At 69.6% G+C, this 25306-nt stretch carries 26 protein-coding genes; 21 read left to right on the forward strand and 5 right to left on the reverse strand.

The genetic code is table 11. From position 1 onward, the window contains the following. The first annotated feature begins 1 nt into the window (after position 1). The 10 genes from QQZ13_RS12235 (at position 2) to QQZ13_RS12280 (ending at position 7184) form a co-directional block, all read left to right on the forward strand. Positions 2 to 997: an FtsQ-type POTRA domain-containing protein gene (locus QQZ13_RS12235; protein WP_284529492.1), complete on the forward strand. Its 996-nt coding sequence runs from the start codon at positions 2 to 4 to the stop codon at positions 995 to 997. A gap of 204 nt (positions 998 to 1201) precedes the next feature. After that, positions 1202 to 2341: a cell division protein FtsZ gene (gene ftsZ, locus QQZ13_RS12240; protein ID WP_284529493.1), complete on the forward strand. Its 1140-nt coding sequence runs from the start codon at positions 1202 to 1204 to the stop codon at positions 2339 to 2341. Beyond that, a complete protein-coding gene (locus QQZ13_RS12245; RefSeq protein ID WP_284529494.1) occupies positions 2342 to 3028 on the forward strand; it encodes a YggS family pyridoxal phosphate-dependent enzyme in 687 nt (228 codons plus the stop codon). 32 nt (positions 3029 to 3060) lie between these two features. Further along, positions 3061 to 3519 carry a cell division protein SepF gene (locus QQZ13_RS12250; RefSeq protein WP_284529495.1) on the forward strand — a complete coding sequence of 153 codons (459 nt, stop codon included), beginning with the start codon at positions 3061 to 3063 and terminating at the stop codon, positions 3517 to 3519. Positions 3520 to 3521: 2 nt separating this feature from the next. Next, the gene (locus QQZ13_RS12255) at positions 3522 to 3824 is read left to right on the forward strand and encodes a YggT family protein (RefSeq protein ID WP_284529496.1); all 303 of its coding nucleotides are present in this window, start codon (positions 3522 to 3524) and stop codon (positions 3822 to 3824) included. Between the two features lie 136 nt (positions 3825 to 3960). After that, the gene (locus QQZ13_RS12260) at positions 3961 to 4572 is read left to right on the forward strand and encodes a DivIVA domain-containing protein (RefSeq protein ID WP_284529498.1); all 612 of its coding nucleotides are present in this window, start codon (positions 3961 to 3963) and stop codon (positions 4570 to 4572) included. Between the two features lie 36 nt (positions 4573 to 4608). Beyond that, complete coding sequence (locus QQZ13_RS12265; RefSeq protein WP_284529500.1) at positions 4609 to 5187, forward strand: signal peptidase II; 579 nt, start codon at positions 4609 to 4611, stop codon at positions 5185 to 5187. 1 nt (position 5188) lies between these two features. Next, a complete protein-coding gene (locus tag QQZ13_RS12270) occupies positions 5189 to 6109 on the forward strand; it encodes an RluA family pseudouridine synthase (RefSeq protein WP_284529501.1) in 921 nt (306 codons plus the stop codon). A 59-nt stretch (positions 6110 to 6168) separates the two neighbouring features. Beyond that, positions 6169 to 6738 carry a GNAT family N-acetyltransferase gene (locus QQZ13_RS12275; RefSeq protein ID WP_284529502.1) on the forward strand — a complete coding sequence of 190 codons (570 nt, stop codon included), beginning with the start codon at positions 6169 to 6171 and terminating at the stop codon, positions 6736 to 6738. Continuing rightward, a complete protein-coding gene (locus QQZ13_RS12280) occupies positions 6735 to 7184 on the forward strand; it encodes a hypothetical protein (RefSeq protein WP_284529503.1) in 450 nt (149 codons plus the stop codon). The genes QQZ13_RS12275 and QQZ13_RS12280 overlap by 4 nt, the downstream gene beginning before the upstream one ends. Positions 7185 to 7186: 2 nt before the next feature. On the opposite strand, the gene QQZ13_RS12285 is transcribed toward QQZ13_RS12280, so the two are convergent. Beyond that, positions 7187 to 7660: an NUDIX domain-containing protein gene (locus QQZ13_RS12285; protein ID WP_284529504.1), complete on the reverse strand. Its 474-nt coding sequence runs from the start codon at positions 7658 to 7660 to the stop codon at positions 7187 to 7189. Between the two features lie 121 nt (positions 7661 to 7781). On the opposite strand from QQZ13_RS12285, the gene dnaE reads away from it, so the two are divergent. From dnaE to QQZ13_RS12310, 5 genes are all read left to right on the forward strand, one after another. After that, a complete protein-coding gene (dnaE, locus tag QQZ13_RS12290) occupies positions 7782 to 11297 on the forward strand; it encodes a DNA polymerase III subunit alpha (protein WP_284529505.1) in 3516 nt (1171 codons plus the stop codon). Between the two features lie 59 nt (positions 11298 to 11356). Further along, complete coding sequence (locus tag QQZ13_RS12295) at positions 11357 to 12373, forward strand: hypothetical protein (protein ID WP_284529506.1); 1017 nt, start codon at positions 11357 to 11359, stop codon at positions 12371 to 12373. Positions 12374 to 12460: 87 nt separating this feature from the next. Then, complete coding sequence (hisD, locus tag QQZ13_RS12300; RefSeq protein ID WP_284529508.1) at positions 12461 to 13774, forward strand: histidinol dehydrogenase; 1314 nt, start codon at positions 12461 to 12463, stop codon at positions 13772 to 13774. Between the two features lie 12 nt (positions 13775 to 13786). After that, complete coding sequence (nrdR, locus tag QQZ13_RS12305) at positions 13787 to 14254, forward strand: transcriptional regulator NrdR (RefSeq protein ID WP_284529509.1); 468 nt, start codon at positions 13787 to 13789, stop codon at positions 14252 to 14254. A 64-nt stretch (positions 14255 to 14318) separates the two neighbouring features. Further along, positions 14319 to 15341 (forward strand): quinone-dependent dihydroorotate dehydrogenase, encoded by a 1023-nt coding sequence (locus QQZ13_RS12310; RefSeq protein ID WP_284529510.1) that lies wholly within the window; start codon positions 14319 to 14321, stop codon positions 15339 to 15341. Positions 15342 to 15362: 21 nt separating this feature from the next. On the opposite strand, the gene QQZ13_RS12315 is transcribed toward QQZ13_RS12310, so the two are convergent. After that, positions 15363 to 15929 carry a DUF3043 domain-containing protein gene (locus tag QQZ13_RS12315; protein ID WP_284529511.1) on the reverse strand — a complete coding sequence of 189 codons (567 nt, stop codon included), beginning with the start codon at positions 15927 to 15929 and terminating at the stop codon, positions 15363 to 15365. A 48-nt stretch (positions 15930 to 15977) separates the two neighbouring features. Here QQZ13_RS12315 and QQZ13_RS12320 point away from each other — a divergent pair, with 48 nt between their 5' ends. The 6 genes from QQZ13_RS12320 to QQZ13_RS12345 all read left to right on the forward strand — a co-directional run bounded on the left by QQZ13_RS12320 (position 15978) and on the right by QQZ13_RS12345 (position 21875). After that, on the forward strand, positions 15978 to 17372 hold the full coding sequence (locus tag QQZ13_RS12320) for a dipeptidase (protein ID WP_284529512.1): 1395 nt from the start codon (positions 15978 to 15980) through the stop codon (positions 17370 to 17372). 113 nt (positions 17373 to 17485) lie between these two features. Beyond that, positions 17486 to 17851, forward strand: a complete 366-nt coding sequence (gene erpA, locus QQZ13_RS12325) for an iron-sulfur cluster insertion protein ErpA (protein ID WP_284529513.1) — start codon at positions 17486 to 17488, stop codon at positions 17849 to 17851. Between the two features lie 127 nt (positions 17852 to 17978). Then, on the forward strand, positions 17979 to 18878 hold the full coding sequence (coxB, locus tag QQZ13_RS12330; protein ID WP_284529514.1) for a cytochrome c oxidase subunit II: 900 nt from the start codon (positions 17979 to 17981) through the stop codon (positions 18876 to 18878). Further along, entirely contained in the window at positions 18878 to 20641 is a 1764-nt protein-coding gene (ctaD, locus tag QQZ13_RS12335) for a cytochrome c oxidase subunit I (RefSeq protein WP_284529515.1), read from the forward strand. The genes coxB and ctaD overlap by 1 nt, the downstream gene beginning before the upstream one ends. Further along, on the forward strand, positions 20642 to 21076 hold the full coding sequence (locus QQZ13_RS12340; protein WP_284529516.1) for a cytochrome c oxidase subunit 4: 435 nt from the start codon (positions 20642 to 20644) through the stop codon (positions 21074 to 21076). 4 nt (positions 21077 to 21080) lie between these two features. After that, complete coding sequence (locus QQZ13_RS12345; RefSeq protein ID WP_284529517.1) at positions 21081 to 21875, forward strand: PP2C family serine/threonine-protein phosphatase; 795 nt, start codon at positions 21081 to 21083, stop codon at positions 21873 to 21875. A 26-nt stretch (positions 21876 to 21901) separates the two neighbouring features. Here QQZ13_RS12345 and QQZ13_RS12350 read toward each other — a convergent pair whose 3' ends face one another. From QQZ13_RS12350 to QQZ13_RS12360, 3 genes are all read right to left on the reverse strand, one after another. Next, entirely contained in the window at positions 21902 to 22309 is a 408-nt protein-coding gene (locus tag QQZ13_RS12350) for a rhodanese-like domain-containing protein (RefSeq protein WP_284529519.1), read from the reverse strand. A gap of 79 nt (positions 22310 to 22388) precedes the next feature. After that, positions 22389 to 24212, reverse strand: coding sequence for a ubiquinol-cytochrome c reductase cytochrome b subunit (locus tag QQZ13_RS12355; RefSeq protein WP_284529521.1), 1824 nt, complete (start codon positions 24210 to 24212; stop codon positions 22389 to 22391). Next, entirely contained in the window at positions 24209 to 25288 is a 1080-nt protein-coding gene (locus tag QQZ13_RS12360; protein ID WP_284529522.1) for a ubiquinol-cytochrome c reductase iron-sulfur subunit, read from the reverse strand. Before QQZ13_RS12360 ends, QQZ13_RS12355 begins: the two co-directional genes overlap by 4 nt. Between the last annotated feature and the right edge of the window lie 18 nt (positions 25289 to 25306).

The following is a 25306-nucleotide window of genomic DNA, read 5'->3' on the forward strand; positions in this document are numbered from 1 at the left end:
CGTGCGCCGGCCGTCGCCGCTTCCGCCTCCTCCGTCGCGGGACGAGCGCGAGCCGGAGGAGCCGATCGAGGTCTTCCTCCCCGTCGTGGCCCCGCGCGGGAGCGACGACGTCGACGGGGTGACCGCCCCGGTCGTCCCGATCGCGCAGCCGGCGTCCGCCGAGCCCTCCCGTCGTGGAGCGGGGGAGCACGCCGAGCCGGACACCGCCGGCGGGGGACCGGATGAGGAGCCGATGCTCCGGGCGCGCGACGTCTGGGCGGCCGCCCGGGCCCGTCGCCGGGCACTGCGCGCCGAGGTGCGCCGCTTCACCGCCCGGCAGCGCCGCCGTCGGATCGTCTGGGCCGGATCGGCCGCCGCCCTCCTCCTCCTCGTGCTGGGCTCGGTGGGCGCTGCCTACAGCCCGCTGTTCGCCGTGGAGCGGGTCCGCGTGGTCGGCACCTCGCAGCTGCCCGCGGCGGCCGTGGAGGACGCCCTGTCGGCTCAGCTCGGCCGCCCGCTGCCGCTGGTGGACTCCAGTGAGGTGAAGGCGGCGCTCGTCGCGTTCCCGCTGGTCGAGTCGTACACGCTCGAGGCGAGGCCGCCCCACGACCTCGTGGTCCGCATCGTAGAGCGGACGCCCATCGGCACCATCTCGTCCGCGGCGGGATACACCCTCGTCGATGCGGCCGGTGTCGCGCTGTCGACGACGCCGGAGCGGCCCAAGGGCTACCCGGAGATCACGGTCCCCGGCGGCATCACCTCGCGGGCGTTCGCGGCGCTCGGGATGGTGTTCCGCAGCCTCCCGGACGACATCCGCGAGCAGGTGACGGCGATGTCGGCCACCTCGCCCCATGACGTCACACTGACGCTCGGCAAGACCGGCACCGACGTCGTCTGGGGCGACGCGTCGGAGTCGGCGCGCAAGGCGGTGGTGCTGGAGTCGATCATGACCTCGCGGCCGCCCGCCGAGGTCTCGGAGTACGACGTGTCGTCCCCGGGCGCTGTCGTGGTCCGCTGAGCGAGCTCGTCCCGGCGCGACGCTCCGCACGACTTCTCACGCCTGATTCGCGACACGCCCGCCGCCTCGCGGCAACGGGCGCGGCCGCCGCATACCTTCGAGATCGGGAATTGCATACTCGGCAATTCTTTAAACCTCTGGTTGAGGTTGAAGGTTTAGACAGCACGTCGAGAGACGCGGTTCGGGACGATAACGGAGGCCGGCATGAGCCAGAACCAGAACTACCTCGCGGTGATCAAGGTCGTCGGTGTGGGCGGTGGCGGCGTGAACGCCGTCAACCGCATGATCGAGCTCGGACTGCGCGGCGTGGAGTTCATCGCCGTGAACACCGACGCGCAGGCCCTGCTCATGAGCGACGCCGACGTCAAACTCGACGTCGGGCGGGAGCTGACGCGCGGTCTCGGCGCCGGCGCGGACCCCGAGGTCGGACGTCGCGCAGCCGAGGACCACGCGGAGGAGATCGAAGAGGCCCTCGCCGGGGCCGACATGGTCTTCGTGACCGCGGGTGAGGGCGGCGGCACCGGCACCGGCGGCGCGCCGGTCGTGGCCCGCATCGCCAAGTCCATCGGCGCCCTCACCATCGGTGTCGTCACCAAGCCCTTCTCGTTCGAGGGCCGCCGTCGGCAGAGCCAGGCCGAGGACGGCGTGGCGAAGCTGAAGGAAGAGGTCGACACCCTCATCGTCGTGCCCAACGACCGGCTCCTCGAGATCAGCGACCGCGGCATCTCGATGATCGAGGCGTTCGCCACCGCCGACCAGGTGCTGCTCGCCGGTGTGCAGGGCATCACCGACCTGATCACCACGCCGGGTCTCATCAACCTCGACTTCGCCGACGTCAAGTCGGTGATGCAGGGTGCCGGTTCCGCGCTCATGGGCATCGGGTCGGCGCGCGGCGCGGACCGTGCCATCAAGGCCGCCGAGCTGGCCGTCGAGTCCCCGCTGCTGGAGGCCTCGATCGAAGGCGCCCACGGCGTCCTGCTGTCGATCCAGGGCGGGTCGAACCTCGGCATCTTCGAGATCAACGACGCGGCGCAGCTCGTCAAGGAGGCCGCGCACCCCGAGGCGAACATCATCTTCGGAACGGTCATCGACGACACGCTGGGCGACGAGGTCCGCGTGACCGTCATCGCGGCCGGATTCGACGGCGGCGAGCCCCAGACGCGCATCGAGCCGATCGCCGCGCAGCTGAGCGCTCCGCTGGTGCCCTCGGTCCCGGCCGACGAGGCGGCGCGCGACCATGCGGAGGCGCCCGAGAAGCAGGCCGTCTCGATGTCTGTGGTCTCGACCTCCAACGAGTCGGTCTTCGGCGACGACGACCTCGACGTCCCCGACTTCCTGAAGTAGGTGGATCTGGCCGAACGGCTCGCCGACGTCGACGCCCGCATCGCGCAGGCGGCGAGGTCGGCGGGCCGTGACCCTTCCGAGCTCACCCGGATCGTGGTCACGAAGTTCCATCCGGCCGCGCTGGTCGCACGGCTGCGCGCGCTCGGCGTGCGCGATGTCGGTGAGAACCGGCAGCAGGAGCTCACGGCCAAGCGCGCGGACCCGACCGTCCCCGGCGACCTCACCTGGCATTTCATCGGTCAGGCGCAGACCAACAAGGCGCGCGCGATCCGGGCCGCCGCGTCCGTCGTGCATTCGCTGGACCGCGAGCGGCTCGCGGACGCGCTCCACACCGCGGACCCGCAGGCGGCCACCCCGCTCGACGTGCTCCTGCAGGTCAATCTCACGGACGATCCTCAGCGCGGCGGCGTGCGGCCGGCGGAGGTCCAGGCGCTTGCCGACCACGTCGTGGAGCACTGCCCGTCGCTGCGGGTGCGCGGGGTGATGGCCGTGGCGCCACTGGCGGCCGCGCCGGCCGAGGCCTTCACGAGACTCGCCGCCTCGGCGGACGCGGTCCGCACGGTGGTGCCGGACGCCACCTGGATCTCGGCCGGGATGTCGGGCGACTTCGCCGAAGCGATCGCCGCGGGCGCGACACACCTGCGGATCGGGACGGCAATCACGGGTCCGCGCGCGGTGCCCGGTTAACCTCGAACAAGACGAGCAAACGGAGGAATGCGATGTCGAATCCGCTCAAGAAGACCATGGTGTACCTGGGCCTGGCCGACGAAGAGGAAGTCTTCGAGGAGCAGCCCGCCGCGGCAGCGCCGCGCCGTGCCGACAAGCCGGTCGAGAAGACCGCTCCGGTCACGCCGCTGCACCGCCCGGCCGTCGTGCGCCAGCCCGCTGCGGGCACGGTGAGCGAGATCCTCACGGTGCACCCCAAGCAGTACCGTGACGCGCAGGGCATCGCCGAGGCGTTCCGCGACGGCGTTCCGGTGATCATCAACCTGTCCCAGATGAGCGATGCGGACGCGCGGCGTCTCGTCGACTTCGCGAGCGGGCTCTCGCTCGGCCTCTTCGGCCGCATCGAGCGCGTGACCAGCAAGGTATTCCTGCTCTCGCCCGAGAACATCGCGGTCTCCGGCGACGGTGCCGTGGCTCAGGCAGACCCTGAGGCCGCACCCTTCGCGCAGTAGTCGTGGAGGTCGTCCGACTTCTCGCCGGCATCGTCAACACGGTGCTGGTGCTCTACATCCTCGTGCTGCTCGCGCGCGTCATCCTCGAGTACATCCCGCTGTTCAACCGTGAGTGGCGACCGCGTGGGGCGATGCTGATCGTGGCCGAAGTGGTCTTCACCCTGACCGATCCTCCGCTGAAGTTCTTCCGCAGATTCATTCCTCCGCTGCGGCTGGGACCGGTCGCGATCGACCTCGCGTTCCCGCTCACCATGCTCTGCTGCTTCGTGCTCCTGTCGATCACCGGCGTCATCCTGCGCTCCTGACCCCCGGCCGCCCCGCGCGGGCGGCACCGTTTCTCGCGCCCTCGTGGAGGGCGCACTATGCTGTTCGGATACGGCTCGCCGACCGCGGGTCACCCCGTAACGGTCCCGTCGTGAAGCTCTGAAAGAGGACAACACCATGGCTCTCACTCCCGAAGACGTCGTCACCAAGCAGTTCCAGCACGTCCGGTTCAAGGAGGGTTTCGACCCGGATGAGGTCGATGACTTCCTCGACGAGATCGTCGTCGAGTGGCGCAAGACGATCGCCGAGAACGAAGAGCTCAAGGCCAAGCTGGCCGCCTACGAGTCCGGCTCCGCACCGGTGGAGAGCGCGCCGGCTCCGGCCGCCGAGGAGCCCGTCGTCGAGGCGGCTCCTGCCCCCGAGCCGGCCGCCGAGGCCGCTCCCGCCGCCGACGCCGCTCCTGCCGCCGCATCGGCCGGGATCATCGAGCTCGCGCAGCGACTGCACGACGAGCACGTCGCCGAGGGTCAGGCTCAGAAGGACAAGCTCATCTCCGAGGCTCAGGCGCAGGCCGCGTCGATCCTCGCCGAGGCCGAGGCGAAGGGCCGCGACGAGCTCGCCCGGCTCGAGAGCGAGCGCGCCATCCTCGAGACGCGCATCAGCGAGCTGCGCACGTTCGAGCGCGACTACCGCTCGCAGCTGCGCGGCTTCATCGAGGAGAAGCTCCGCGACCTCGACGTCACGGGCACCTCGTCCGGCGCGTCGTCGGTCTCGTCGGCCGGACACTAGGCCGCGCCTTTGACCGATCTGCATTTGCGACCCGTCGTGGCTCGTTCCGCGGCGGGTCGCGCTGTGGCGGCCGGTGCCCTCATCGCGATCCTCGCGAGTGTGGTGCTGGCCGCCGATCAGTTCACCAAGAACCTCGCGCTGGCAGAGCTGCCGGAGCGGACGCCGGTGCGCGTCTGGGGCGATTTCCTGCAGTTCTATCTGACCTTCAATCCGGGTGCGGCCTTCTCGCTCGGCGAGGAGGTCACGTGGATCTTCACCATCGTGCTCGCGGGTGCGGCGGTGGCGGTGGTCGTCCTGGGCGTCACCCGCGTCCGATCCCTGCGCTGGGCCGCGGTGCTCGGGCTGCTGCTCGGCGGGGTGCTCGGCAACCTGACCGACCGGCTCACCCGTGATCCCGGCTTCCCGGTGGGGCACGTGGTCGACTTCATCCACACACCGTGGATGATGCCCGCCATCTACAACGTGGCCGACATCTTCATCGTCACGATGATGATCGCGGTCGCCCTGCTGGTCCTGTTCGGCCTGCGCCTGGACGGCACCCGCGAGTCGCGCAGGGGCGACCGCCCGGCCGAGTCGACCGCGGACGGCGGTCCCGACGGCCGCTCCGAGGCCTGACGTGGACTCGCGCACGCTGCCCGTTCCGGACGGGCTCGACGGCGTCCGGGTCGACGCGGCGCTGGCGAAGATGCTGGGCTTCTCCCGCACCTTCGCGGCGGAGGTCGCCGACGCCGGTGGTGTCCGCATGGACGGGCGTGCGCTCGGCAAGTCCGACAGGCTGCGCGCCGGCGGCTGGCTCGACGTCGAGTGGCAGGAGCGCCGCGAGGCCGAGATCGTGCCGATCGCCGTGCCCGACCTCGGCATCGTCTACGACGACGACGATCTGGTCGTCGTCGACAAGCCGTTCGGGGTGGCCGCGCATCCCTCCGTCGGCTGGGAGGGCCCGACCGTGCTCGGCGCCCTCGTCGCGGCGGGGTTCCGCGTGGCCACGTCCGGTGCCGCCGAGCGGCAGGGCATCGTCCACCGCCTCGACGTCGGCACGAGCGGGCTCATGGTGGTCGCCAAGAGCGAGCGCGCGTATACGGCGCTCAAGCGGGCCTTCAAGGAGCGCGAGGTCGACAAGGTCTACCACGCCGTCGTCCAGGGTCACCCCGACCCGCTGGCCGGCACGATCGACGCGCCTATCGGGCGCCACCCGTCCCATTCGTGGAAGTTCGCGGTCACGCCCGACGGCAAGAACTCGGTCACCCACTACGAGACGCTGGAGGCGTTCCGCGGGGCCTCGCTCCTGGAGATCCACCTCGAGACGGGGCGCACTCATCAGATCCGCGTCCACATGGCCGCCCACCGCCACCCCTGCGTCGGCGATCCGCTGTACGGCGGCGACCCCACCGTCGCCGCTCGGCTCGGGCTCTCGCGGCAGTGGCTGCATGCCCATCGGCTCTCGTTCGACCATCCGGTGACCGGCGAGCGCCTCACGACCACCTCGCCGTATCCCGCCGACCTCGCCCATGCCCTGGACGTGCTCCGAGGCGACTGATCGACTGCGCCGCCCGAAGATGTCGGTGCGATGTCGGTGCGATGCGGCACCATGTCGGCATGGGCATCGAGGTGCGACCGGCCGAACGGTACGACGACATCGCGACGATGGTCGGGCCGAAGAACCCGACGTCGAACGTGTGCTGGTGTCTGAGCTACCGCATCCCCGGCGCGGAGAACAGATCTCTGGCGGGGCCCGCTCGCGGTGACCGCGTGCGTCGGCTGCTCGATGAGGGGCCTCCGGGCGTGCTCGCCTACGACGGCGACGAGGTGGTCGGCTGGGCGGCCGTGCACCGCAGAGCCGACACGACCTTCGCGACCAACCGCAGGATCCCGCACCTCGACGATCTCGACGTGTGGAGCGTCTGGTGCATCCGCGTCCGCCCGGGCCACCGCGGCCGGGGCATCTCGCATGCTCTGCTGCAGGGAGCGGTGGCGTTCGCCGCGAGCGAGGGAGCGCCCGCCGTCGAGGGCTACCCGGTGGACAACGAGGGGCGCAAGGTGGATCTCACGATGGCCTACGTGGGCACCCGTCGCCTGTTCGAGCGCGCCGGCTTCGTGCTGGCGGGCCGCACCGATTCGGTGCTCAACGGGTTCCCCCGCGTCATCATGCGGAAGGAGCTGACGTGAGCGTCCTGCCGGACCTGCTCCGACGCCGGCACGCGGCGGCCGACGGCCTGTACCGCGACCTCGTCGTGCTGCTCGACGAGCAGCAGCTCAGCGCACGGCTGCCGGGCGTGCGATCCAGTCCTGTGCGCACGCACTTCTGGTGCGTCGTGGGCGCGAGAGAGAGCTACGTGCGCGCGGCCCGCGCGGGCGGCTGGCAGGGGTTCGCGAGCTCGCTCGCCGACGACCACGATCCCGCGGCGGTGCGCGCCGCGCTCGAGAGGACGGGGACCCTCGTCGCCGAGTGGCTCGGCGGGCTCGCGGACGACGACGAGTCCGGCATCGAGTGGGCGCTCCACCTGCTCGAGCACGAGGCGCAGCACCACGGTCAGCTCATCCGCTACCTCTACGGCGTCCCGCTTCCGATCCCGCGCTCCTGGGTCGAGCAGTACGCGCTCGACGAGGCCTGAGGTCAGCGTCCGCCGGCGAAGACCGCCGGATCGTCCTCAGCGAGCGCGAGGGCGATCTTGCGCACGTGGAACTGCTCGACATCGACCAGCTCGCCCAAGCCGTACCAGCCGACCTCGGTGAGCTCGCCGTCGGCGGGGTGCGGGTCGCCGGACACCCAGTCGCAGCGGAAGACCAGGTCGAGGTAGTCCACCTGATCGCCGTTCGCGTAGGTCGTTCGCGGCAGCTGCTGGACGAGGGCGAGCCGGGTCGCCCGCACCACGATGCCCGCCTCCTCCCGGACCTCGCGCACGGCGGCGTCGGCCGGCTCCTCGCCGGGGTCGACGATCCCCGACACGCACTGCCAGGCGCCGTTGTCGGCCCGCCTGCCGAGGAGCACCTTCTCGTCGCGGAAGACGACGGCCGTGACGCCGACGAGGGGGAGCGGCGCATGCCCGATCCGCTCGCGGAGGGACAGGACGAATTCGGGAGTGCTCATGCCTCCAGGGTAGGCGGGCACCCGGTGCCGAACCTTCATCCTCGACATGAGGGTGAGGCGACCTCGCGCCGATGCCGCGGTCCGGCGCCGCCGATGTCGGCGGCCTTCGTAGACTCGATCCGTGGCATCCGACTCCTTCGTTCATCTGCACGTGCACAGCGAATACTCGATGCTCGACGGCGCCGCGCGGATCGGGCCGATGGTGCAGGAGGCGGTGCGTCTGGGCATGCCCGCCATCGCCGTCACCGACCACGGGAACACCTTCGCCGCGTTCGAGTTCTATCGCGCCGCGGAGGACGCCGGGATCAAGCCGATCATCGGCATCGAGGCCTATGTCACTCCCGGCACCCATCGCAGCGACAAGTCGCGGGTGCGCTGGGGGAGTCCCGACCAGAACGACGACGACGTGTCCGGTTCGGGCGCGTACACGCACATGACGCTGCTGTCCGAGACCACCGAGGGCATGCACAACCTCTTCCGGCTGAGCTCGAAGGCGTCGATCGAGGGGTACTACTTCAAGCCGCGCATGGACCGCGAGCTTCTCCAGACCTACTCCAAGGGGCTGATCGCGACCACCGGATGCCCCTCCGGCGAGGTGCAGACGCGTCTGCGACTGGGGCAGTACGACGCCGCGCGGGCGGCCGCCGCGGAGTTCCAGGACATCTTCGGCAAGGACAACTACTTCGCCGAGATCATGGACCACGGGCTCTCCATCGAGCGCCGCGTGATGGGCGACCTGCTCAAGATCGCGAAGGACCTCTCGATCCCGCTGGTCGGCACCAACGACCTCCACTACACGCACCAGCACGACGCCACGAGTCATGCCGCCCTGCTGTGCGTGCAGTCGGGGTCGACCCTCGACGACCCCAAGCGCTTCAAGTTCGACGGCGACGGCTACTACGTCAAGTCGCCCGCCGAGATGAGACAGGTCTTCCGCGACCACCCCGAGGCGTGCGACTCGACGCTGCTCATCGCCGAACGCTGCGAAGTGGAGTTCAACACGTCGGCGAACTACATGCCGCGCTACCCGGTGCCGGAGGGCGAGACCGAGGAGAGCTGGTTCGTCAAGGAGGTCGAGAAGGGTCTCGAGTACCGCTATCCGGGAGGGATCCCCGACGACGTCCGGCGGCAGGCCGAATACGAGACCGGCGTCATCGTCCAGATGGGGTTCCCGGGCTACTTCCTCGTCGTCGCCGACTTCATCAACTGGGCCAAGGACCACGGCATCCGCGTGGGGCCGGGGCGCGGCTCCGGTGCCGGCTCGATGGCGGCGTACGCGATGCGCATCACCGACCTCGACCCGCTGCAGCACGGCCTGATCTTCGAGCGCTTCCTCAACCCCGACCGCGTCTCGATGCCCGACTTCGACGTCGACTTCGACGACCGTCGCCGCGGCGAGGTCATCCAGTACGTGACGGAGAAGTACGGCGACGAGCGCGTGGCCCAGATCGTCACGTACGGCACCATCAAGGCGAAGCAGGCGCTGAAGGACGCCGGCCGCGTGCTCGGCTTCCCGTTCAGCATGGGGGAGAAGCTCACCAAGGCGATGCCTCCCGCCGTGATGGGCAAGGACATGCCGCTCGGCGGCATGTTCGACGCGCAGCACCCCCGCTACAAGGAGGCCGGCGAGTTCCGCGCCGTCATCGAGACCGACCCCGAGGCCAAGACGGTCTTCGACACGGCGGTCGGGCTCGAGAACCTCAAGCGCCAGTGGGGTGTCCACGCCGCGGGCGTGATCATGTCCAGCGAGCCGCTGATCGACATCATCCCGATCATGAAGCGCGAGCAGGACGGCCAGATCGTCACGCAGTTCGACTATCCGTCATGCGAGGCGCTCGGGCTCATCAAGATGGACTTCCTGGGGCTTCGCAACCTGACGATCATCGACGACGCCCTCGACAACATCCGGGCGAACCGCGGCGAGGAGCTCGTGCTCGAGGACCTCACCCTCGATGACAAGGCCTCGTACGAGCTGCTCTCACGCGGTGACACCCTCGGCGTCTTCCAGCTCGACGGCGGACCGATGCGTTCGCTGCTGCGCCTCATGAAGCCCGACAACTTCGAGGACATCTCCGCGGTGATCGCGCTCTACCGCCCGGGCCCGATGGGCGCGAACTCGCACACCAACTACGCGCTGCGCAAGAACGGGCTGCAGGAGATCACACCGATCCACGCCGAGTTCGAGGAGTCCCTCGCCGACATCCTCGACACCAGCTACGGCCTGATCATCTACCAGGAGCAGGTGATGGCGATCGCCCAGCGCGTCGCCGGCTTCAGCCTCGGCCAGGCCGACATCCTGCGTCGTGCGATGGGCAAGAAGAAGAAGTCCGAGCTCGACAAGCAGTTCGAGGGCTTCCAGGCCGGCATGCACGCCAACGGATACTCCGATGGTGCGGTGCAGAAGCTGTGGGAGATCCTGCTGCCGTTCTCCGACTACGCCTTCAACAAAGCGCACTCCGCCGCGTACGGACTCGTCTCGTACTGGACCGCCTACCTCAAGGCCCACTACCCGGCCGAGTACATGGCCGCGCTGCTCACCAGCGTCGGCGACTCGAAGGACAAGATGGCGGTGTATCTCAACGAGTGCCGCCGTATGGGCATCCGCGTGCTCCCACCCGACGTCGGCGAGTCGATCCGCTACTTCGCGGCCGTCGGCGAGGACATCCGCTTCGGACTCGGCGCGGTGCGCAACGTCGGCGCGAACGTGGTCGACGGCATCGTGGCAGCGCGCACCGAGCCGTACACGAGCTTCCACGACTTCCTCGCCAAGGTGCCGGCCCACGTCGCGAACAAGCGCACGGTGGAGTCGCTCATCAAGGCGGGCGCCTTCGACTCGCTCGGCTCGACGCGGCGTGCGCTCATGGAGATCCACGAGGACGCGACCGAGCAGGCGGTCCTCGACAAGCGCCGCGAGGCCAACGGGGAGGTCGGGTTCGACTTCGACAGCCTCTGGGGCGACGACGAGCCCCAGCAGGTCCAGAAGGTGCCGGAGCGACCCGAGTGGACCAAGAAGGACAAGCTGGCCTTCGAGCGCGAGATGCTCGGGCTCTACGTCTCGGACCACCCGCTCGCGGGGCTCGAGATGCCGCTGGCGAAGCACGCCTCCACGTCGATCCACGATCTCCTCGCCTCAGAGGACGTGCAGGACGGCGACCAGGTCACGGTGGCCGGCCTCGTCACGAGCGTGCAGCACCGCGTCGCCAAGCAGAGTGGCAATCCCTACGGGATGATCACCGTCGAGGACTTCGACGGCGAGGTCACCGTCATGTTCATGGGGAAGACGTACACCGAGTTCCAGTCGATGCTCCAGCCCGACGCGATCCTCGTGGTGCGGGGTCGGGTCTCCCGCCGCGACGACGGACTGAACCTGCACGGACAGTCCGCGTTCACCCCCGATCTCGGCGCGGTCGACGCGTCCGGACCGCTCGTGCTCGTGATGCCCGAGCATCGTGCGACCGAGTCGACGGTCTCGCAGCTGGCAGAGGTGCTCGGGCGCCACCCCGGCGCGACCGAGGTGACCCTCAAGCTCCACAAGGGCGGCTCCGCCAAGGTCTTCGAGGTGCCGCACCCGGTGGCGATCACCGTCGACCTCTACGGCGAGCTGAAGGGGCTGCTCGGACCGCAGTGCCTCGGGTGACCCCGGTGCGGGGTGGGTAGGATCGGAGGATCGATCTGCGAAGCCGAAAGGACCATGTCGTGAGCGACGAGAACTTCCCCCCTGCGTCAGCACGTTCAGCAGGCTCAGCAACCGACCCCGCGGCCGCCGACGTCGACGCTCCCGCCTCCGAGGTCTCCGGCGAGGAATCGCCGACCGGTGAGGAGCGCGCCGCGCAGTACGGAGTCGGGCCCTTCACGATCCGCGAGGTGTCCCTTCTCGGGGTGTGGCTGATCGCCTTCCTGGTGTCGTTCTTCTCCGTCTGGGTGGAGGCGCCGGTGTCGTCCGTCCTGCTGCCCTCGGGGTCGGTCTGGAGCACGGGCATCGACTGGGTCCTGACGATCGGAGTCCCGACCGTCGCCGTCTTCCTGGTCGTCCTGCGCCGGTTCTCGCCCGACGGCATCCGCCGTGTCGGCTCGCTGGCCGTCGATCAGTTCGCCTCGGTGGCCTTCTCCGTGTCGGCTGTCGTGTGGCTGGGCGTGCTGTGGACCAACATCTCCCGAGGCATCCAGACGGGCCTGTGGCTGAACAGCTGGGTCGTCTGGGTCGAGTTCTTCCTGATGGTCGCGGGTGTGTTCCTCACCGTGCTGGCGCCGTTCATCCAGCCGTTCGACGAGGACTTCGCCGGCCGTCCGCAGACCGCCGCGCACCGCAACGCGCGTCCGGTGCGCCCGGTCGTGGCCCGTCCCGCCGCGCCCCGCGCGGCTGCCGACCGCTCCGCCGAGACGTTCGCCCCGGTGCCCGCCGCCGAGGCCGCACCCGTGGCAGCGGACTCGGAGCCCGCCCGCGACGAGCCCGGACTGGACGAGACCGCCGCGTTCCCCTTCGCCGCCGAGGAGGACCCCACCGAGCAGGCGCCGGTGACGGCCACCCAGGCGTTCTGGGCCCTGTCGCCGGTGGAGCGCGACGTCGTCGATGAGAACGGTCTGCCGCTGTTCACCGTCGGGCCGACGGCCTGGGCGCTCGTGATCGAGGACCGAGGCGACCGCTTCGTGGTGCGCCACGAGGACGGACGGGTCGGGTACCTCACCGACATCTCGGGAGTCACGCGCGGCTGAGCGGACCGGCGTGAAGCCGGTGCCGGCGGCGAGGCTGCCGGGGACCGGCGGCTCCGGGCGGCGCCCACGCGCCGGTACGCTGGAGGCATGCTGCGAACGATCGACCTGCGGGGTCGCGCTCTCACGCCGACAGAGCTCCTGGCCGCCGTCCCTCGGGCCGGTGCGGCTCGAGACGAGGCGTTGGCGACGGCGGCACGGATCGTCGCCGACGTCGCCGCTCGGGGCGAGGACGCCCTCCGCGAGCAGGCCTCGCGCTTCGACGGGGTGGACGGCCACGCCATCCGCGTGCCGCAGCATCACCTCGACGAGGCGCTCGCCTCGCTCGATCCCGATGTCCGTGCCGCACTCGACGAGGCCATCAGCCGCGTGCGGCGCGCCTCGGCCGCGCAGGTGCCGGCAGCGGTCGTGACCGAGCTCGGTCCGGGCGCGCGGGTGGAGCAGCGCTGGCGCCCCGTCCAGCGCGTCGGTGTCTACGTGCCCGGCGGCAAGGCCGTGTACCCCTCCAGCGTCGTGATGAACGTCGTCCCGGCGCAGGTCGCCGGCGTGGCAGAGGTCGCCCTGGCCTCGCCGCCGCAGCAGGACCACGGCGGCCGGATCCACCCGGTCATCCTCGCCGCCGCCCGGCTCCTGGACGTGAACGAGGTGTACGCGATGGGGGGAGCGGGCGCGATCGGCGCCTACGCCCACGGCATCCCGTCCCTGGACCTCGCGCCCGTCGACGTCATCTCCGGCCCGGGCAACAACTTCGTGGCCCTGGCCAAGCGCGTCGTCGCCGGGATGGTCGGCACCGACTCGGAAGCCGGCGCGACCGAGATCCTCATCGTCGCGGACGACACCGCCGATGCGGGGCTCGTGGCAGCCGACCTCATCAGCCAGGCGGAGCACGACGAGCAGGCCGCGGCACTGCTGGTCACGCCGTCGGCGGAGCTGGCCGATGCCGTGGCCGCGGAGGTGGATCGCCGCAGCGCCCTCACACGTCACCGTGCTCGCGTCGCCCAGGCGCTCACCGGCCCGCAGTCGGCGATCGTGCTCGTCGACGATGTCGAGGCGGCGACGCGGTTCAGCAACGCCTACGCTCCCGAGCATCTCGAGCTGCATCTGGCCGAGCCGCGCGTCGACGACTTCGTCAACGCCGGTGCCGTCTTCGTCGGAGACCACTCGCCGGTCAGTCTCGGCGACTACCTGGCCGGCAGCAACCACGTGCTTCCGACCGGTGGCCAGGCGCGGTACGCGTCGGGACTCTCCGCGTCGACGTTCCTCCGTCCGCAGCAGGTCATCGCCTACGACCGCGGCGCGCTGGAGGCCGTCCGCGAGGGGATCGTCGCGCTGGCCGAGGCCGAGGCGCTTCCTGCTCACGGCGAGGCGGTCACGGCGCGCTTCGCAGACCCGTCCCCGGCGTAGGCTGGAGGCACCATGCACTGCCCGTTCTGCCGCCACGCCGACTCCCGCGTCATCGACTCCCGTACGAGCGACGACGGACTCAGCATCCGCCGGCGCCGGCAGTGCCCGGAATGCGGCGGCCGGTTCTCGACGATCGAGACCGCGAGCCTCAACGTCATCAAGCGATCGGGTGTGATCGAGCCGTTCAGCCGGGAGAAGGTGATGTCCGGTGTGCGCAAGGCCTGTCAGGGCCGGCCCGTCACCGACTCCGACCTGGCGGTGCTGGCACAGGCGGTCGAGGAGGCCGTGCGGCAGACGGGATCGTCGCAGATCGACACCAACGAGATCGGCCTGGCGATCCTGGGGCCGCTGCGCAATCTGGACGAGGTGGCCTACCTGAGGTTCGCGAGCGTCTACCAGGCCTTCGACTCGCTCGAGGACTTCGAGGCGTCCATCTCGCAGCTGCGCGCCGACCACGCCGCCGCGCCGGCGCAGGACTGACCCCGCTTACTTCCGGTCCGCGCCGGACAGCGCGCGCGGGTCGGGCGCCCTAGGCTGAGTGGCGATGTATCCGTTCATCTTCCGCACCTTCTTCGCGCGCATGGACCCCGAGGTCGCCCACCACCTCGTCATGCCGGTCATCCGGCTCTTCGGCGTGCCTCCCGTGTCGTGGGTCGTGCGCGCGCTCACGCGTGCCGATCCGCGCCTGCGCACCGAGGCGCTCGGCCTCGTCTTCGACTCGCCGTTCGGGGTGGCGGCGGGGTTCGACAAGAACGCCGTCGCGGTGAGCGGTCTCCACGCGCTCGGATTCGGTCACGTCGAGGTCGGCACCGTCACCGCGATCGCCCAGGAGGGAAACCCTCGGCCCCGCCTTTTCCGGCTGATCCCGGACCGTGCGCTGGTGAACCGGATGGGCTTCAACAACGCGGGTGCCGCCGCCGCCGCCGAGCGGCTGACGCGGCTGCGTCGCCGCGCGAGCCGGCCGGTGATCGGTGCCAACATCGGCAAGAGCCGGGTCGTCGACGTCGAGGACGCCACCGCGGACTACGTGACGAGCACGCGCCTGGTCGCACCGGTCGCCGATTACCTCGTCGTGAACGTCTCGTCGCCCAACACCCCGGGGCTGCGGGGGCTGCAGGCGGTCGAGACCCTGCGCCCGCTGCTGGTCGCCGTGCGGGAGGCCGCGGGGGCGACGCCGCTGCTGGTCAAGATCGCCCCCGACCTCCCCGACGACGAGGTGGGCGCCATCGCACGGCTGGCCGTCGACGCGGGTCTGGCCGGCCTGGTGGCGACGAACACGACGATCTCGCGCGACGGACTGGCGACCGATGCCGCGAAGGTCGCTGCCGCGGGTGCCGGCGGGCTCTCCGGACCGCCTCTGCGCGTTCGCGCGCTGGAGGTCCTGCGGATCGTCCGCGCTGCGGTTCCGCCCGAGTTCTGCGTGATCGCGGCCGGCGGCGTCGAGACGGCGGCCGACGTCCGCGAGCGGCTGGAGGCCGGCGCCGATCTGGTGCAGGGCTACACCGGGTTCATCTACCGCGGACCCCTCTGGGCGCGGCAGATCAACCGCGGACTCGTCGCCGGCTGACGGCGTCTGCCCGTCGGCGGGTCAGGCCGGGTGCTGACCGCGCTTGACCTGAGGCTTCGGCAGGCGCATGAACCGCATCTGGATCGTGCGCATCGCCGAGTACCAGCCGAGGCCCTTCTCGCGCCGGTCTCCCCACTTGGCGGCGGCGGCGCGCTTGACGCGGATGCTCGTGATGATCATGTCGCCCACGACGAACATGATGAACACCCAGAGGGCGACGAAGCCGTAGTAGACCACGGCCGCGTTGGGCCACAGGCTCAGCAGGATGACGACCACCATCAGCGGCATCATCAGCTCGCCGATGTGCCAGCCGGCATCGACGAAGTCGCGGGCGAAGCGGCGCTGGGGACCCTTGTCGCGAGCCGGGAGATACTTCTCCTCGCCGTTGGCCATGCCGATGCGGGCCTTGTCGCGCTGGGCCGCCAGGTCGGACTTCGCCCGTGCGCGCGCCTCCTTCGTGTCGGCCACCAGGGGACGCTTCCGTGCGGCCTCCTGCTCGGCGCGCGTGGGCGTCGGCCTGTTCTTGCCGGCGCCGACGGGGGCGTCCGGCTCGGTGTCGGGAGCGGGGGCGGCGGGAGTCTTGGCCACGGGAGGAACCTCGGATCAGCGGAGAAGGTGCCCCATAAGATTACCCGCATGACCTCCGAACTGTCCCGGCGTGACGCCGTGCGTGCCGCCGCGTCCGATGCCGTCCCCGCCGCCCTCGCCGACCTCGGCGCACTCGTGCGCATCCCCTCGGTCGCCTTTCCCGGATTCGACCGTGGCGAGGTGGAGCGCAGCGCGGCGGCGGTCAAGGGGCTGCTGGACGGACTCGGGATCTTCGACCGGGTCGAGGTGAAAACGGCGGTGGTCCCGGAGACGGGCCAGGAGGGGATGCCGGCGGTCCTCGCGACGCGCGCCGCCCGCAACGGACGCCCGACGATCCTCCTCTACGCGCATCACGACGTGCAGCCCGTGGGCGACGAGTCGCTCTGGGAGTCGCCGCCGTTCGAGCCCACCGTCCGCGACGGCCGGGTGTACGGACGCGGGGCCGCGGACGACAAGGCCGGCGTCATGGCGCACGTGGGGGCGCTCCGTGCGCTCATCGCCGCGCTCGGCACGGACTTCGACCTCGGTGTGAATCTGTTCATCGAGGGGGAGGAGGAGGCCGGGTCGGCCTCGTTCGCCCAGTTCCTCAGCGACAACGCCGATGCGCTCCGCGCCGACGTCATCGTGGTGGCCGACTCCGGCAACTGGGACGCGGTCACCCCGGCGCTGACGGTCTCGCTCCGCGGCAACACCCGCTTCACGCTCGGGGTGAAGACGCTCGAGCACGCCTCCCACTCCGGCATGTTCGGGGGAGCGGTGCCCGACGCCATGCTCGCCACCGTGAAGCTCCTCTCGACCCTGTGGGACGAAGACGGCGCGGTGGCCGTCCCCGGACTCCTCGAGCGCGCGGCGGAGACCCCGGACTACTCCGAGGAGACGCTCCGCAGCGAGGCGGGCCTTCCCGAGGGCGTGAGCCCGGTCGGTCGGGGCACCATCCTCAGTCGGATCTGGAACAAGCCGTCCATCACGGTGACGGGGATCGACTTCCCGTCCGTCAAGAACGCCTCCAACACGCTCACGCCGGAGCTGTCCGTCGTCATCAGCGCTCGCGTGGCGCCCGGACAGCGGGCGGCCGACGCCTTCGCCGCCATCGAGGCGCACCTGCGGGCGCACGCCCCTTTCGGCGCCCAGCTGTCGTTCCGCGACGTGGACTCGGGCGATGCGTTCCTGGTCGACACCGACGGCTGGGCCGTGGAGCGGGCGAAGGCCGCACTGGCCGAGGGGTACGGCGTGGACGCCGTGGACATCGGCGTGGGGGGATCGATCCCGTTCATCGCCGACCTGGTCCGCGAGTTCCCGGGGGCGCAGATCCTCGTCACCGGAGTGGAGGACCCGCACGCGCGCGCTCACAGCCCGAACGAGTCGCTGCATCTCGACACCTTCCGCCACGCCCTCGTCTCGGAGGCCCTGCTGCTGGAGAGCCTCGACGCCACCGCGCTCTGAACCGCCCGACGCGGCGGCGACTCGGGGCCTCTCCCGCCCAGAGGGCGTAGAATCGTGGCATCCGCCGTCCCGGCCCCTGAAGGGCACTGACGGCCCGAGATCCTGGGAGAGTCATGACCGACATCGCCACGTCGCCCGCCGCCGTCACGCCCGCTCACGGAGTGGCGCTGACCGATGCCGCCGCCGCAAAGGTGAAGAGTCTCCTGAGCCAGGAGAACCGCGACGACCTGCGCCTGCGCGTGGCCGTGCAGCCCGGCGGATGCTCGGGTCTGATCTACCAGCTGTACTTCGACGAGCGCTTCCTCGACGGCGACAAGGCCGTGGAGTTCGACGGCGTCGAGGTCATCGTCGACGACATGTCCGTGCCGTACCTCGACGGCGCGAAGATCGACTTCAAGGACACCATCTCGGAGCAGGGGTTCACCATCGACAACCCCAACGCGGCCGGCAGCTGCGCCTGCGGCGACAGCTTCCACTGAGGCGCGCTCCCCGCGGGGCTCGGGCCCCCTCCGAGAGTCGGGACATCCTGGACGGATGGCCTGAATCGGGTAGGAGGTTGCCCTAGACTTGCTGGTGTTCGACCTTCATGACCCCGAAAGGTGCACCGTGCGCGTCAAACGTCGCCTCCGCTGGGCCGTCATCCCGCTCGGGATCGCCACCGCGATCACCCTTGCGGCTTGCACGCCGACTGAGCTGAACGGCTACCTTCCGGGCTTCACCGAAGACGGCACGCAGGCCACCAACCGCACCGAGATGGTCTCCGGCCTCTGGGTCAACTCGTGGATCGTCCTCCTCGTGGTCGGCGTGGTCACCTGGGCGCTGATGGGCTTCGCCGCCGTCGCGTACCGCCGGCGCAAGGGCCAGAGCGGCCTGCCGGTGCAGATGCGCTACAACATGCCGATCGAGATCTTCTACACGATCGTGCCGCTCATCCTGGTCATCGGATTCTTCGCGTTCACCGCCCGCGACCAGGCGATCCTCGAGACCCAGTACGAGGACCCGGACGTCTGCGTCACGGCCATCGGCAAGCAGTGGGCCTGGGACTTCCAGTACACCGAGAGCGACTGCGAGCAGGCCGACGCCGCGGTGTGGTCGATGGGCGTCCAGGCTCAGACCGACGCGCAGGGCAACATCACCAGCGAGCTTCCGACGCTCTACCTCCCGGTCGACCAGGAGGTGAAGATCAAGCTCGTCTCGCGCGACGTGATCCACTCGTTCTGGATCATCGACTTCCTGTACAAGAAGGACATGTACATCGGCAAGGACAACTACTGGTCCTTCACCCCCACGCGCGTGGGCGAGTACGACGGCAAGTGCGCCGAGCTCTGCGGCCAGTACCACTCGATGATGCTGTTCAAGGTCAAGGTGGTCGAGCAGGCCGAGTACGACGCCTACCTCGCGTCGCTGCGCGATGCCGGTCACACCGGTGACATCAACGACGCCTACGACCGCCTGCAGAACCTGCCGGGCACGGGCGCCCCGACCGACTCCGAGGGAGACCACTGATGGCGACGACGCTTCCGCTCCAGGGCGAGACGCACAGCCGTCCCTCCACCCTTCCGCCTCGCCAGGCCGCGTTGCTGAGCGCTTCGCGCGTCGAGCAGAAGGGCAACGTGATCGTCAAGTGGATCACGTCGACCGACCACAAGACCATCGGGTACATGTATCTGATCGCGTCGGTGCTCTTCTTCCTCCTCGGCGGCGTGATGGCCCTCATCATCCGCGCCGAGCTCTTCGAGCCGGGCATGCAGGTGATCCCGACGAAGGATCAGTACAACCAGCTGTTCACGATGCACGGCACGATCATGCTGCTGATGTTCGCGACGCCGCTGTTCGCGGGCTTCGCCAACGCCATCCTGCCGCTGCAGCTGGGCGCTCCCGACGTCGCCTTCCCGCGCCTGAACGCGTTCGCCCTGTGGCTGTTCATCTTCGGCTCGCTCATCGCGATCGCCGGCTTCCTCACGCCCCAGGGAGCGGCCGCCTTCGGCTGGTTCGCCTATCAGCCGCTGGCCAACGCCAGCTTCTCGCCCGGTGCGGGAGGAAACCTCTGGATGCTCGGCCTGGGCATGAGCGGCTTCGGCACCATCCTCGGCGCGGTCAACTTCATCACGACGATCATCACGATGCGCGCGCCCGGCATGACCATGTGGCGTCTGCCGATCTTCTCGTGGAACACGCTCGTCACGAGCATCCTCGTGCTGATGGCCTTCCCGGTCCTGGCGGCGGCGATCCTCGCAGCCGCGGCGGACCGCGTGCTCGGCGCCCACATCTACGACCCGGCCAACGGCGGCGTGCTCCTCTGGCAGCACCTGTTCTGGTTCTTCGGGCACCCCGAGGTGTACATCATCGCGCTGCCGTTCTTCGGCATCGTCTCCGAGATCTTCCCGGTGTTCAGCCGCAAGCCGATCTTCGGCTACAAGACCCTCGTCTACGCGACGATCGCGATCGCCGCCCTGTCGGTCTCGGTGTGGGCGCACCACATGTACGTCACCGGTGCCGTGCTGCTGCCGTTCTTCGCTCTGATGACGATGCTGATCGCGGTGCCGACGGGCGTGAAGATCTTCAACTGGATCGGCACGCTCTGGCGAGGCTCCGTGACCTTCGAGACGCCGATGGTGTTCTCGCTCGGCTTCCTGGTGTCCTTCGTCTTCGGTGGCCTCACCGGCGTGATCCTCGCATCGCCCCCGCTGACGTTCCACACCTCGGACTCCTACTTCGTCGTGGCGCACTTCCACTACGTCGTCTTCGGCACCGTGGTGTTCGCGATGTTCGCCGGCTTCTACTTCTGGTGGCCGAAGTGGACGGGGCGCATGCTCAACGAGCGCCTCGGCATGGTGCACTTCTGGATGCTGTTCATCGGCTTCCACATGACGTTCCTCATTCAGCACTGGCTGGGCGTCGACGGCATGGTCCGCCGCTACGCCGACTACTCGGCTGCCGACGGCTGGACGCTGGGCAACCAGGTCTCCACCGTCGGTGCGATGATCCTCGGCGCCTCGATGATCCCGTTCTTCCTGAACGTCTGGCTGACCTCGCGCACCGCGCCGAAGGTCACGGTCAACGACCCGTGGGGCTACGGGGCGTCGCTCGAGTGGGCGACCAGCTGCCCGCCGCCGCGGCACAACTTCACCTCGATCCCGAGGATCCGCAGCGAGCGCCCGGCGTTCGATCTGAACCACCCCGAGGCCGGAATCCCGGTCGGCGTGGGGCCGGCGAAGGATGCTCCCGATGCGCCCGTCGTCGACCTCGCCGAGGGAGAGGTGAAGTAAGTGAAGACCAACGTCAACCTCTGGTGGATCCTCGCCGGCTTCTTCCTCCTGTGCACGGTCATGTACACGTGGTGGAACATCATCGAGCACTCCAGCCTGCCGTGGTACAACGCCATCGAGTGGGTGGGCACGACCGCCCTCCTGTTCACGGTGTTCATGGCCGCGATGATCGCCTTCTACGTGCACCGCGTGCACCGCGCCCAGCGTGGTGAGCTGCCGGAGGACATCCTGACGGCCGACATCGACGACGGTGACCCCGAGCTCGGCGAGTTCAGCCCCTGGTCCTGGTGGCCGCTGGTGCTGGCCTTCTCCGCGGCTCTGGCGATCGTCGGTCTCGCGGTGGGCACCTTCCTGCTGCCCATCGGTGTCGCGGTGTTCCTCGTCGCCATCGTCGGCTGGGTCTACGAGTACTACCGCGGTTACTTCGCGCGCTGACCGGATGACGTTCCGGCTTCGCGCCGCCGTCTTCTCGGACGTCGGCCCGCATCGCGATGCCAACCAGGATGCAGCGTTCGCCGCGTCCTGGGGGGCGGCGGTCGCTGACGGTGTCGGGGGAGGCCCGGCGGGAGACCTCGCGTCGGCGGCGCTCGTGCATCGTCTCGTCGCGGGCGGCAGCGACGTCGGCGACGCCGACGAGCTCGAGGTCCGCATCCGAGGAGCGAACTGGGACCTGGGCGCCCACGTACGGCGCGATCCGACACTGGCCGGGATGGCGACGACCTTCACATGCCTGTGGCTCGACCGCCACGGCGGTCTGCTGCTCGCGCACACCGGCGACTCCCGGGCCTACCTTCTGCGCGACGGGCACCTCATCCGCCAGACGCGCGACGACTCCTACGTCCAGGTGCTCGTCGACCAGGGCATCGTCAGCGCCGCGGACGCCATGAGCCATCCTCGCCGCAACATCATCACGGCTTCGCTCCGCGGTGACGACACCGATCACGTGCGCGTCGTGGACAGGCTCCCCGTGGAGGGCGACCGCTGGCTGCTGTGCAGCGACGGCGTGAGCGACTATCTGCCCGACGATGTGATCGCCGACCTCGTCGGGATGGACGTCGAGGTCGATGCGGCGGCGCAGCTCATCGTCTCGGCGGCCCTGGAGGCGGGGTCGCGCGACAACGTCACCGCCGTGGTGTGCGACGTGGAACGCGGCGCTCCGGGCGTGGAGGAGCCGTCGTGGGCCGGTGCCGCGGCCGACCGGTTCGCCGGCGACCTCAGCGGCCTCGCCGGCTGATCAGGGCCGCCACCGCGTCGACGGGGTCAGGGGCGCACGTACATCACGAGCGGGTCGAACGTGCGCGGGACGGGACCCGCGGCGTTCTCCGTCGGCAGTCCCTCCCGCACCCAGTACTCGTAGCCGCCGATCATCTCCCGCACTCGGTAGCCGATGTGCGCGAACTCGAGGGCGCCCTTGGCGCCGGCGTTGCATCCCGGGCTCCAGCAGTACACGACCACGGGAAGGGAGGGGTCGAGCTCCTGCGGCGCGCGCGCGGCGATGTCGCGATACGGCATGTGCACGGCCCCGGCCACGTGACCCTGGTTCCACGCCTCGATGCTCCGGACATCGACGAGGGTGAATCGGTCGCCCGCCCGCTGGGCGGCGTAGACATCCGAGGGGTCGGTCTCGTGCTCGAGCTTGGCGCTGAAGTAGGCGATGGCATCCGTCATGACTCGACGCTACGGGAACGCAGAAGCGGCGAGGGTGACCTCGACGGTCACGCCTCGCCGCTTTTCTGCCGCGTGGGACTCAGTCGTCCTTCGGCTTCTTGGGCTTCTTCTTGTCGTCGTCGTCGGGGATGATCACGTTGGAGGGCCGGTTGGCCGTCTCCCCGTTGTGCCCGTCGTCGATCGGGTGCAGCGGCGCGTCGGGCACGCCGGCGCGCTCGTGGGCACCCTGGAGCTCTGCAGTCTCCTCGGCGGCGATGTGCTCGAGCGTGTGGTGCTGGTGGGCGCGCGCGTCGTCGATGTCGGCCTGCGTGAGCGGCACCAGACGGTCCTCGAAGAACCACCGCGAGATGGCGGAGCGGAGGTTCTGGTGCCACGCGATCCGGCCTCGGTCGTCCGGGCGGACGACGAGGGGCGCGTTCGTCTCGAAGTCGACGAGCTTGACGAGCTCGTACTGGTCCACCGGCTGGTGCACCTCGATGTACTCGCCACCCGGAAGGCGGACGATGCGACCCGACTCGTAGCCGTGCAGAGCGATCTCCCGATCCTTCTTCTGCAGGGCCAGCGCGATCCGCTTGCTGATGAAGTAGCCGAAGATCGGTCCCAGGATCAGCAGCGCCTGCAGCGTGTGGATCACGCCTTCCATCGTGAGATGGAAGTGCGTCGCGATGATGTCCGACGAGGCGGCTGCCCACAGCACGGCGTAGAAGATCACGCCGGCGACGCCGATGGCGGTCCGGGTCGGTGCGTGACGCGGACGCTGTGCGATGTGGTGCTCGCGCTTGTCGCCCGTGATCCACGCCTCGATGAAGGGGTAGAGCATCACCAGCACGATGAAGACACCCAGGCCGGCGAGCGGGATGAGGATGTTGAACGACCACGTGCGGTCGAACAGCACGAACTCCAGATGCGGCGGGACCAGGCGCAGCGCGCCGTCGGCGAAGCCGATGTACCAGTCGGGCTGCGTGCCGGCCGACACGGGGGAGGGGTCGTACGGCCCGTAGTTCCAGATCGGGTTGATCGTGAACAGCGAGGCGATCAGCACGATCACGCCGAAGGTGATGAAGAAGAACCCGCCCATCTTGGACATGTAGACGGGCATCATCGGGTAGCCCACGACGTTGCTGTTCGTACGGCCGGGGCCGGCGAACTGCGTGTGCTTGTTGACGATCATCAGCATGAGGTGCACGGCGAGCAGGGCGACGAGGATCGCCGGCAGCAGCAGGATGTGCAGCACGTAGAGACGACCGACGATGTCGGTTCCCGGGAACTCGCCGCCGAACAGGAGGAACGAGGTCCACGTGCCGATCAGCGGGATGCCCTTGATCATGCCGTCGATGATCCGCAGGCCGTTGCCCGACAGCAGGTCGTCGGGGAGCGAGTAGCCGGTGAAGCCCTCGCCCATCGCGAGGATGAAGAGCACGAAGCCGATCACCCAGTTGAGCTCACGCGGCTTGCGGAAGGCGCCGGTGAAGAACACGCGCAGCATGTGCACGCCGATGCCGGCCACGAAGACCAGGGCGGCCCAGTGATGGATCTGGCGGACGAGGAGACCGCCGCGGATGTCGAACGAGATCCGCAGCGTCGAGTCGAGCGCCGCCGACATCTCCACGCCGACCATGGGGAGGTACGCGCCCTCGTAGTGCGTCTCGACCATGGAGGCCTGGAAGAAGAACGTCAGGAACGTCCCCGACAGCAGGACGACGACGAAGCTCCACAGCGCGATCTCGCCGAGCATGAACGACCAGTGGTCGGGGAAGATCTTGCGTCCGAGCTCCTTGACGAAGCCGGAGATGCTCGTGCGCTCATCGATGTAGTTCGCGGCACCGGCGACGAAGCGGCCGCCCAGGGGCTTCTCGGGCTGCGTCTTCTCGGAGTCCGTCTGGTGGACAGTCGCGGTGCTCAATGGCGCTCCCAGAAGCTCGGGCCGACGGGTTCGTGGAAATCGTCCTGCGCGATGAGGTAGCCCTCGTCGTCGACGGTGATCGGCAGCTGCGGCAGCGGCCGGGCGGCCGGGCCGAAGATGACCGCGGCCGACCGCGACACGTCGAACTGCGACTGGTGGCACGGGCACAGGAGGTGGTGGGTCTGCTGCTCGTACAGCGCGACAGGGCAGCCGACGTGCGTGCAGACCTTCGAGTACGCGACGATGCCGTCGTAGGCCCACTCGAGGTTGTTGTGCTCGGCGGGGAGCTGCTCGGGCAGCAGGCGCATGAGCAGCACGATCGCCTTGGCCTTCTCCTCGAGGTAGCCCTCGTGGTGGCTCAGCTCGGCCAGCGGCTGCGGGATCACGTGCACGGCCGAGCCGAGCGTCAGGTCGGCAGCGCGGATCGGCTCGCCACTGGGGTCGTGCGCGAGGCGCATGCCCTTCTTCCACATGGTGTGGCTCAGCAGCGCGACCGGGTCGCCGGCGATGGGGTGCTCTTCGGAGCTCTCCGGGGCGAGGCCGCGGAACAGCACGATCCCCGGCGCGACGGAGGCCACGAGCGCGGCGATCAGCGAGTTGCGGATGACGGTCCGACGTCCGAAGCCGGACTCCTCGTTCGCCTCGCGGAACGCCTGCACCGCAGCGTCACGCGTCGTGTCGCGTCCGCGGGTCGCGTGACGCGGCTCGATGAACTCCTTGTCGGACATGATCGCCTTGGACCAGTGGATGGCCCCGACGCCGATGGCGAAGAGCGCGAGCGCGATGCCCAGCCCGATGAACAGGTTGTTGTGGCGGATGTCGATGATCCGACCGCTCTCGATCGGGAAGAGCATGTAGGCGGCGATCGCCCAGATGCTGCCCGCGAGGGAGAGGTAGAAGAGCGTGTACACCGTGCGGACCGCGCGCTTCATGGCGGCGGGGTCCTTGTCGGTCGTGCGTGCCCGGTGCGGCGGCAAGCCGGGGTTCTGCACGGGGTCGGGAACCGCGACCGCGAGCCCGGGGGAAGGCTTCCATGAAGCCCTCTCGTGCTCGAGCGCGTCTTCCTCGTGTGCCATGGTGCTCCTCGTACGTTC

This window comes from Microbacterium sp. T2.11-28 (assembly GCF_950097975.1).
Classification (GTDB): Bacteria; Actinomycetota; Actinomycetes; order Actinomycetales; family Microbacteriaceae; genus Microbacterium.

Bases quoted from the DNA above. Each gene is read 5' to 3' on its own strand.
- ftsZ (WP_284529493.1), top strand. From the start codon at position 1,202: ATGAGCCAGAACCAGAACTACCTCGCGGTGATCAAGGTCGTCGGTGTG.
- QQZ13_RS12250 (WP_284529495.1), top strand. From the start codon at position 3,061: ATGTCGAATCCGCTCAAGAAGACCATGGTGTACCTGGGCCTGGCCGAC.
- QQZ13_RS12260 (WP_284529498.1), top strand. From the start codon at position 3,961: ATGGCTCTCACTCCCGAAGACGTCGTCACCAAGCAGTTCCAGCACGTC.
- QQZ13_RS12275 (WP_284529502.1), top strand. From the start codon at position 6,169: ATGGGCATCGAGGTGCGACCGGCCGAACGGTACGACGACATCGCGACG.
- QQZ13_RS12285 (WP_284529504.1), bottom strand. From the start codon at position 7,660: ATGAGCACTCCCGAATTCGTCCTGTCCCTCCGCGAGCGGATCGGGCAT.
- hisD (WP_284529508.1), top strand. From the start codon at position 12,461: ATGCTGCGAACGATCGACCTGCGGGGTCGCGCTCTCACGCCGACAGAG.
- nrdR (WP_284529509.1), top strand. From the start codon at position 13,787: ATGCACTGCCCGTTCTGCCGCCACGCCGACTCCCGCGTCATCGACTCC.
- QQZ13_RS12310 (WP_284529510.1), top strand. From the start codon at position 14,319: ATGTATCCGTTCATCTTCCGCACCTTCTTCGCGCGCATGGACCCCGAG.
- QQZ13_RS12320 (WP_284529512.1), top strand. From the start codon at position 15,978: ATGACCTCCGAACTGTCCCGGCGTGACGCCGTGCGTGCCGCCGCGTCC.
- erpA (WP_284529513.1), top strand. From the start codon at position 17,486: ATGACCGACATCGCCACGTCGCCCGCCGCCGTCACGCCCGCTCACGGA.
- ctaD (WP_284529515.1), top strand. From the start codon at position 18,878: ATGGCGACGACGCTTCCGCTCCAGGGCGAGACGCACAGCCGTCCCTCC.
- QQZ13_RS12345 (WP_284529517.1), top strand. From the start codon at position 21,081: ATGACGTTCCGGCTTCGCGCCGCCGTCTTCTCGGACGTCGGCCCGCAT.
- QQZ13_RS12350 (WP_284529519.1), bottom strand. From the start codon at position 22,309: ATGACGGATGCCATCGCCTACTTCAGCGCCAAGCTCGAGCACGAGACC.
- QQZ13_RS12360 (WP_284529522.1), bottom strand. From the start codon at position 25,288: ATGGCACACGAGGAAGACGCGCTCGAGCACGAGAGGGCTTCATGGAAG.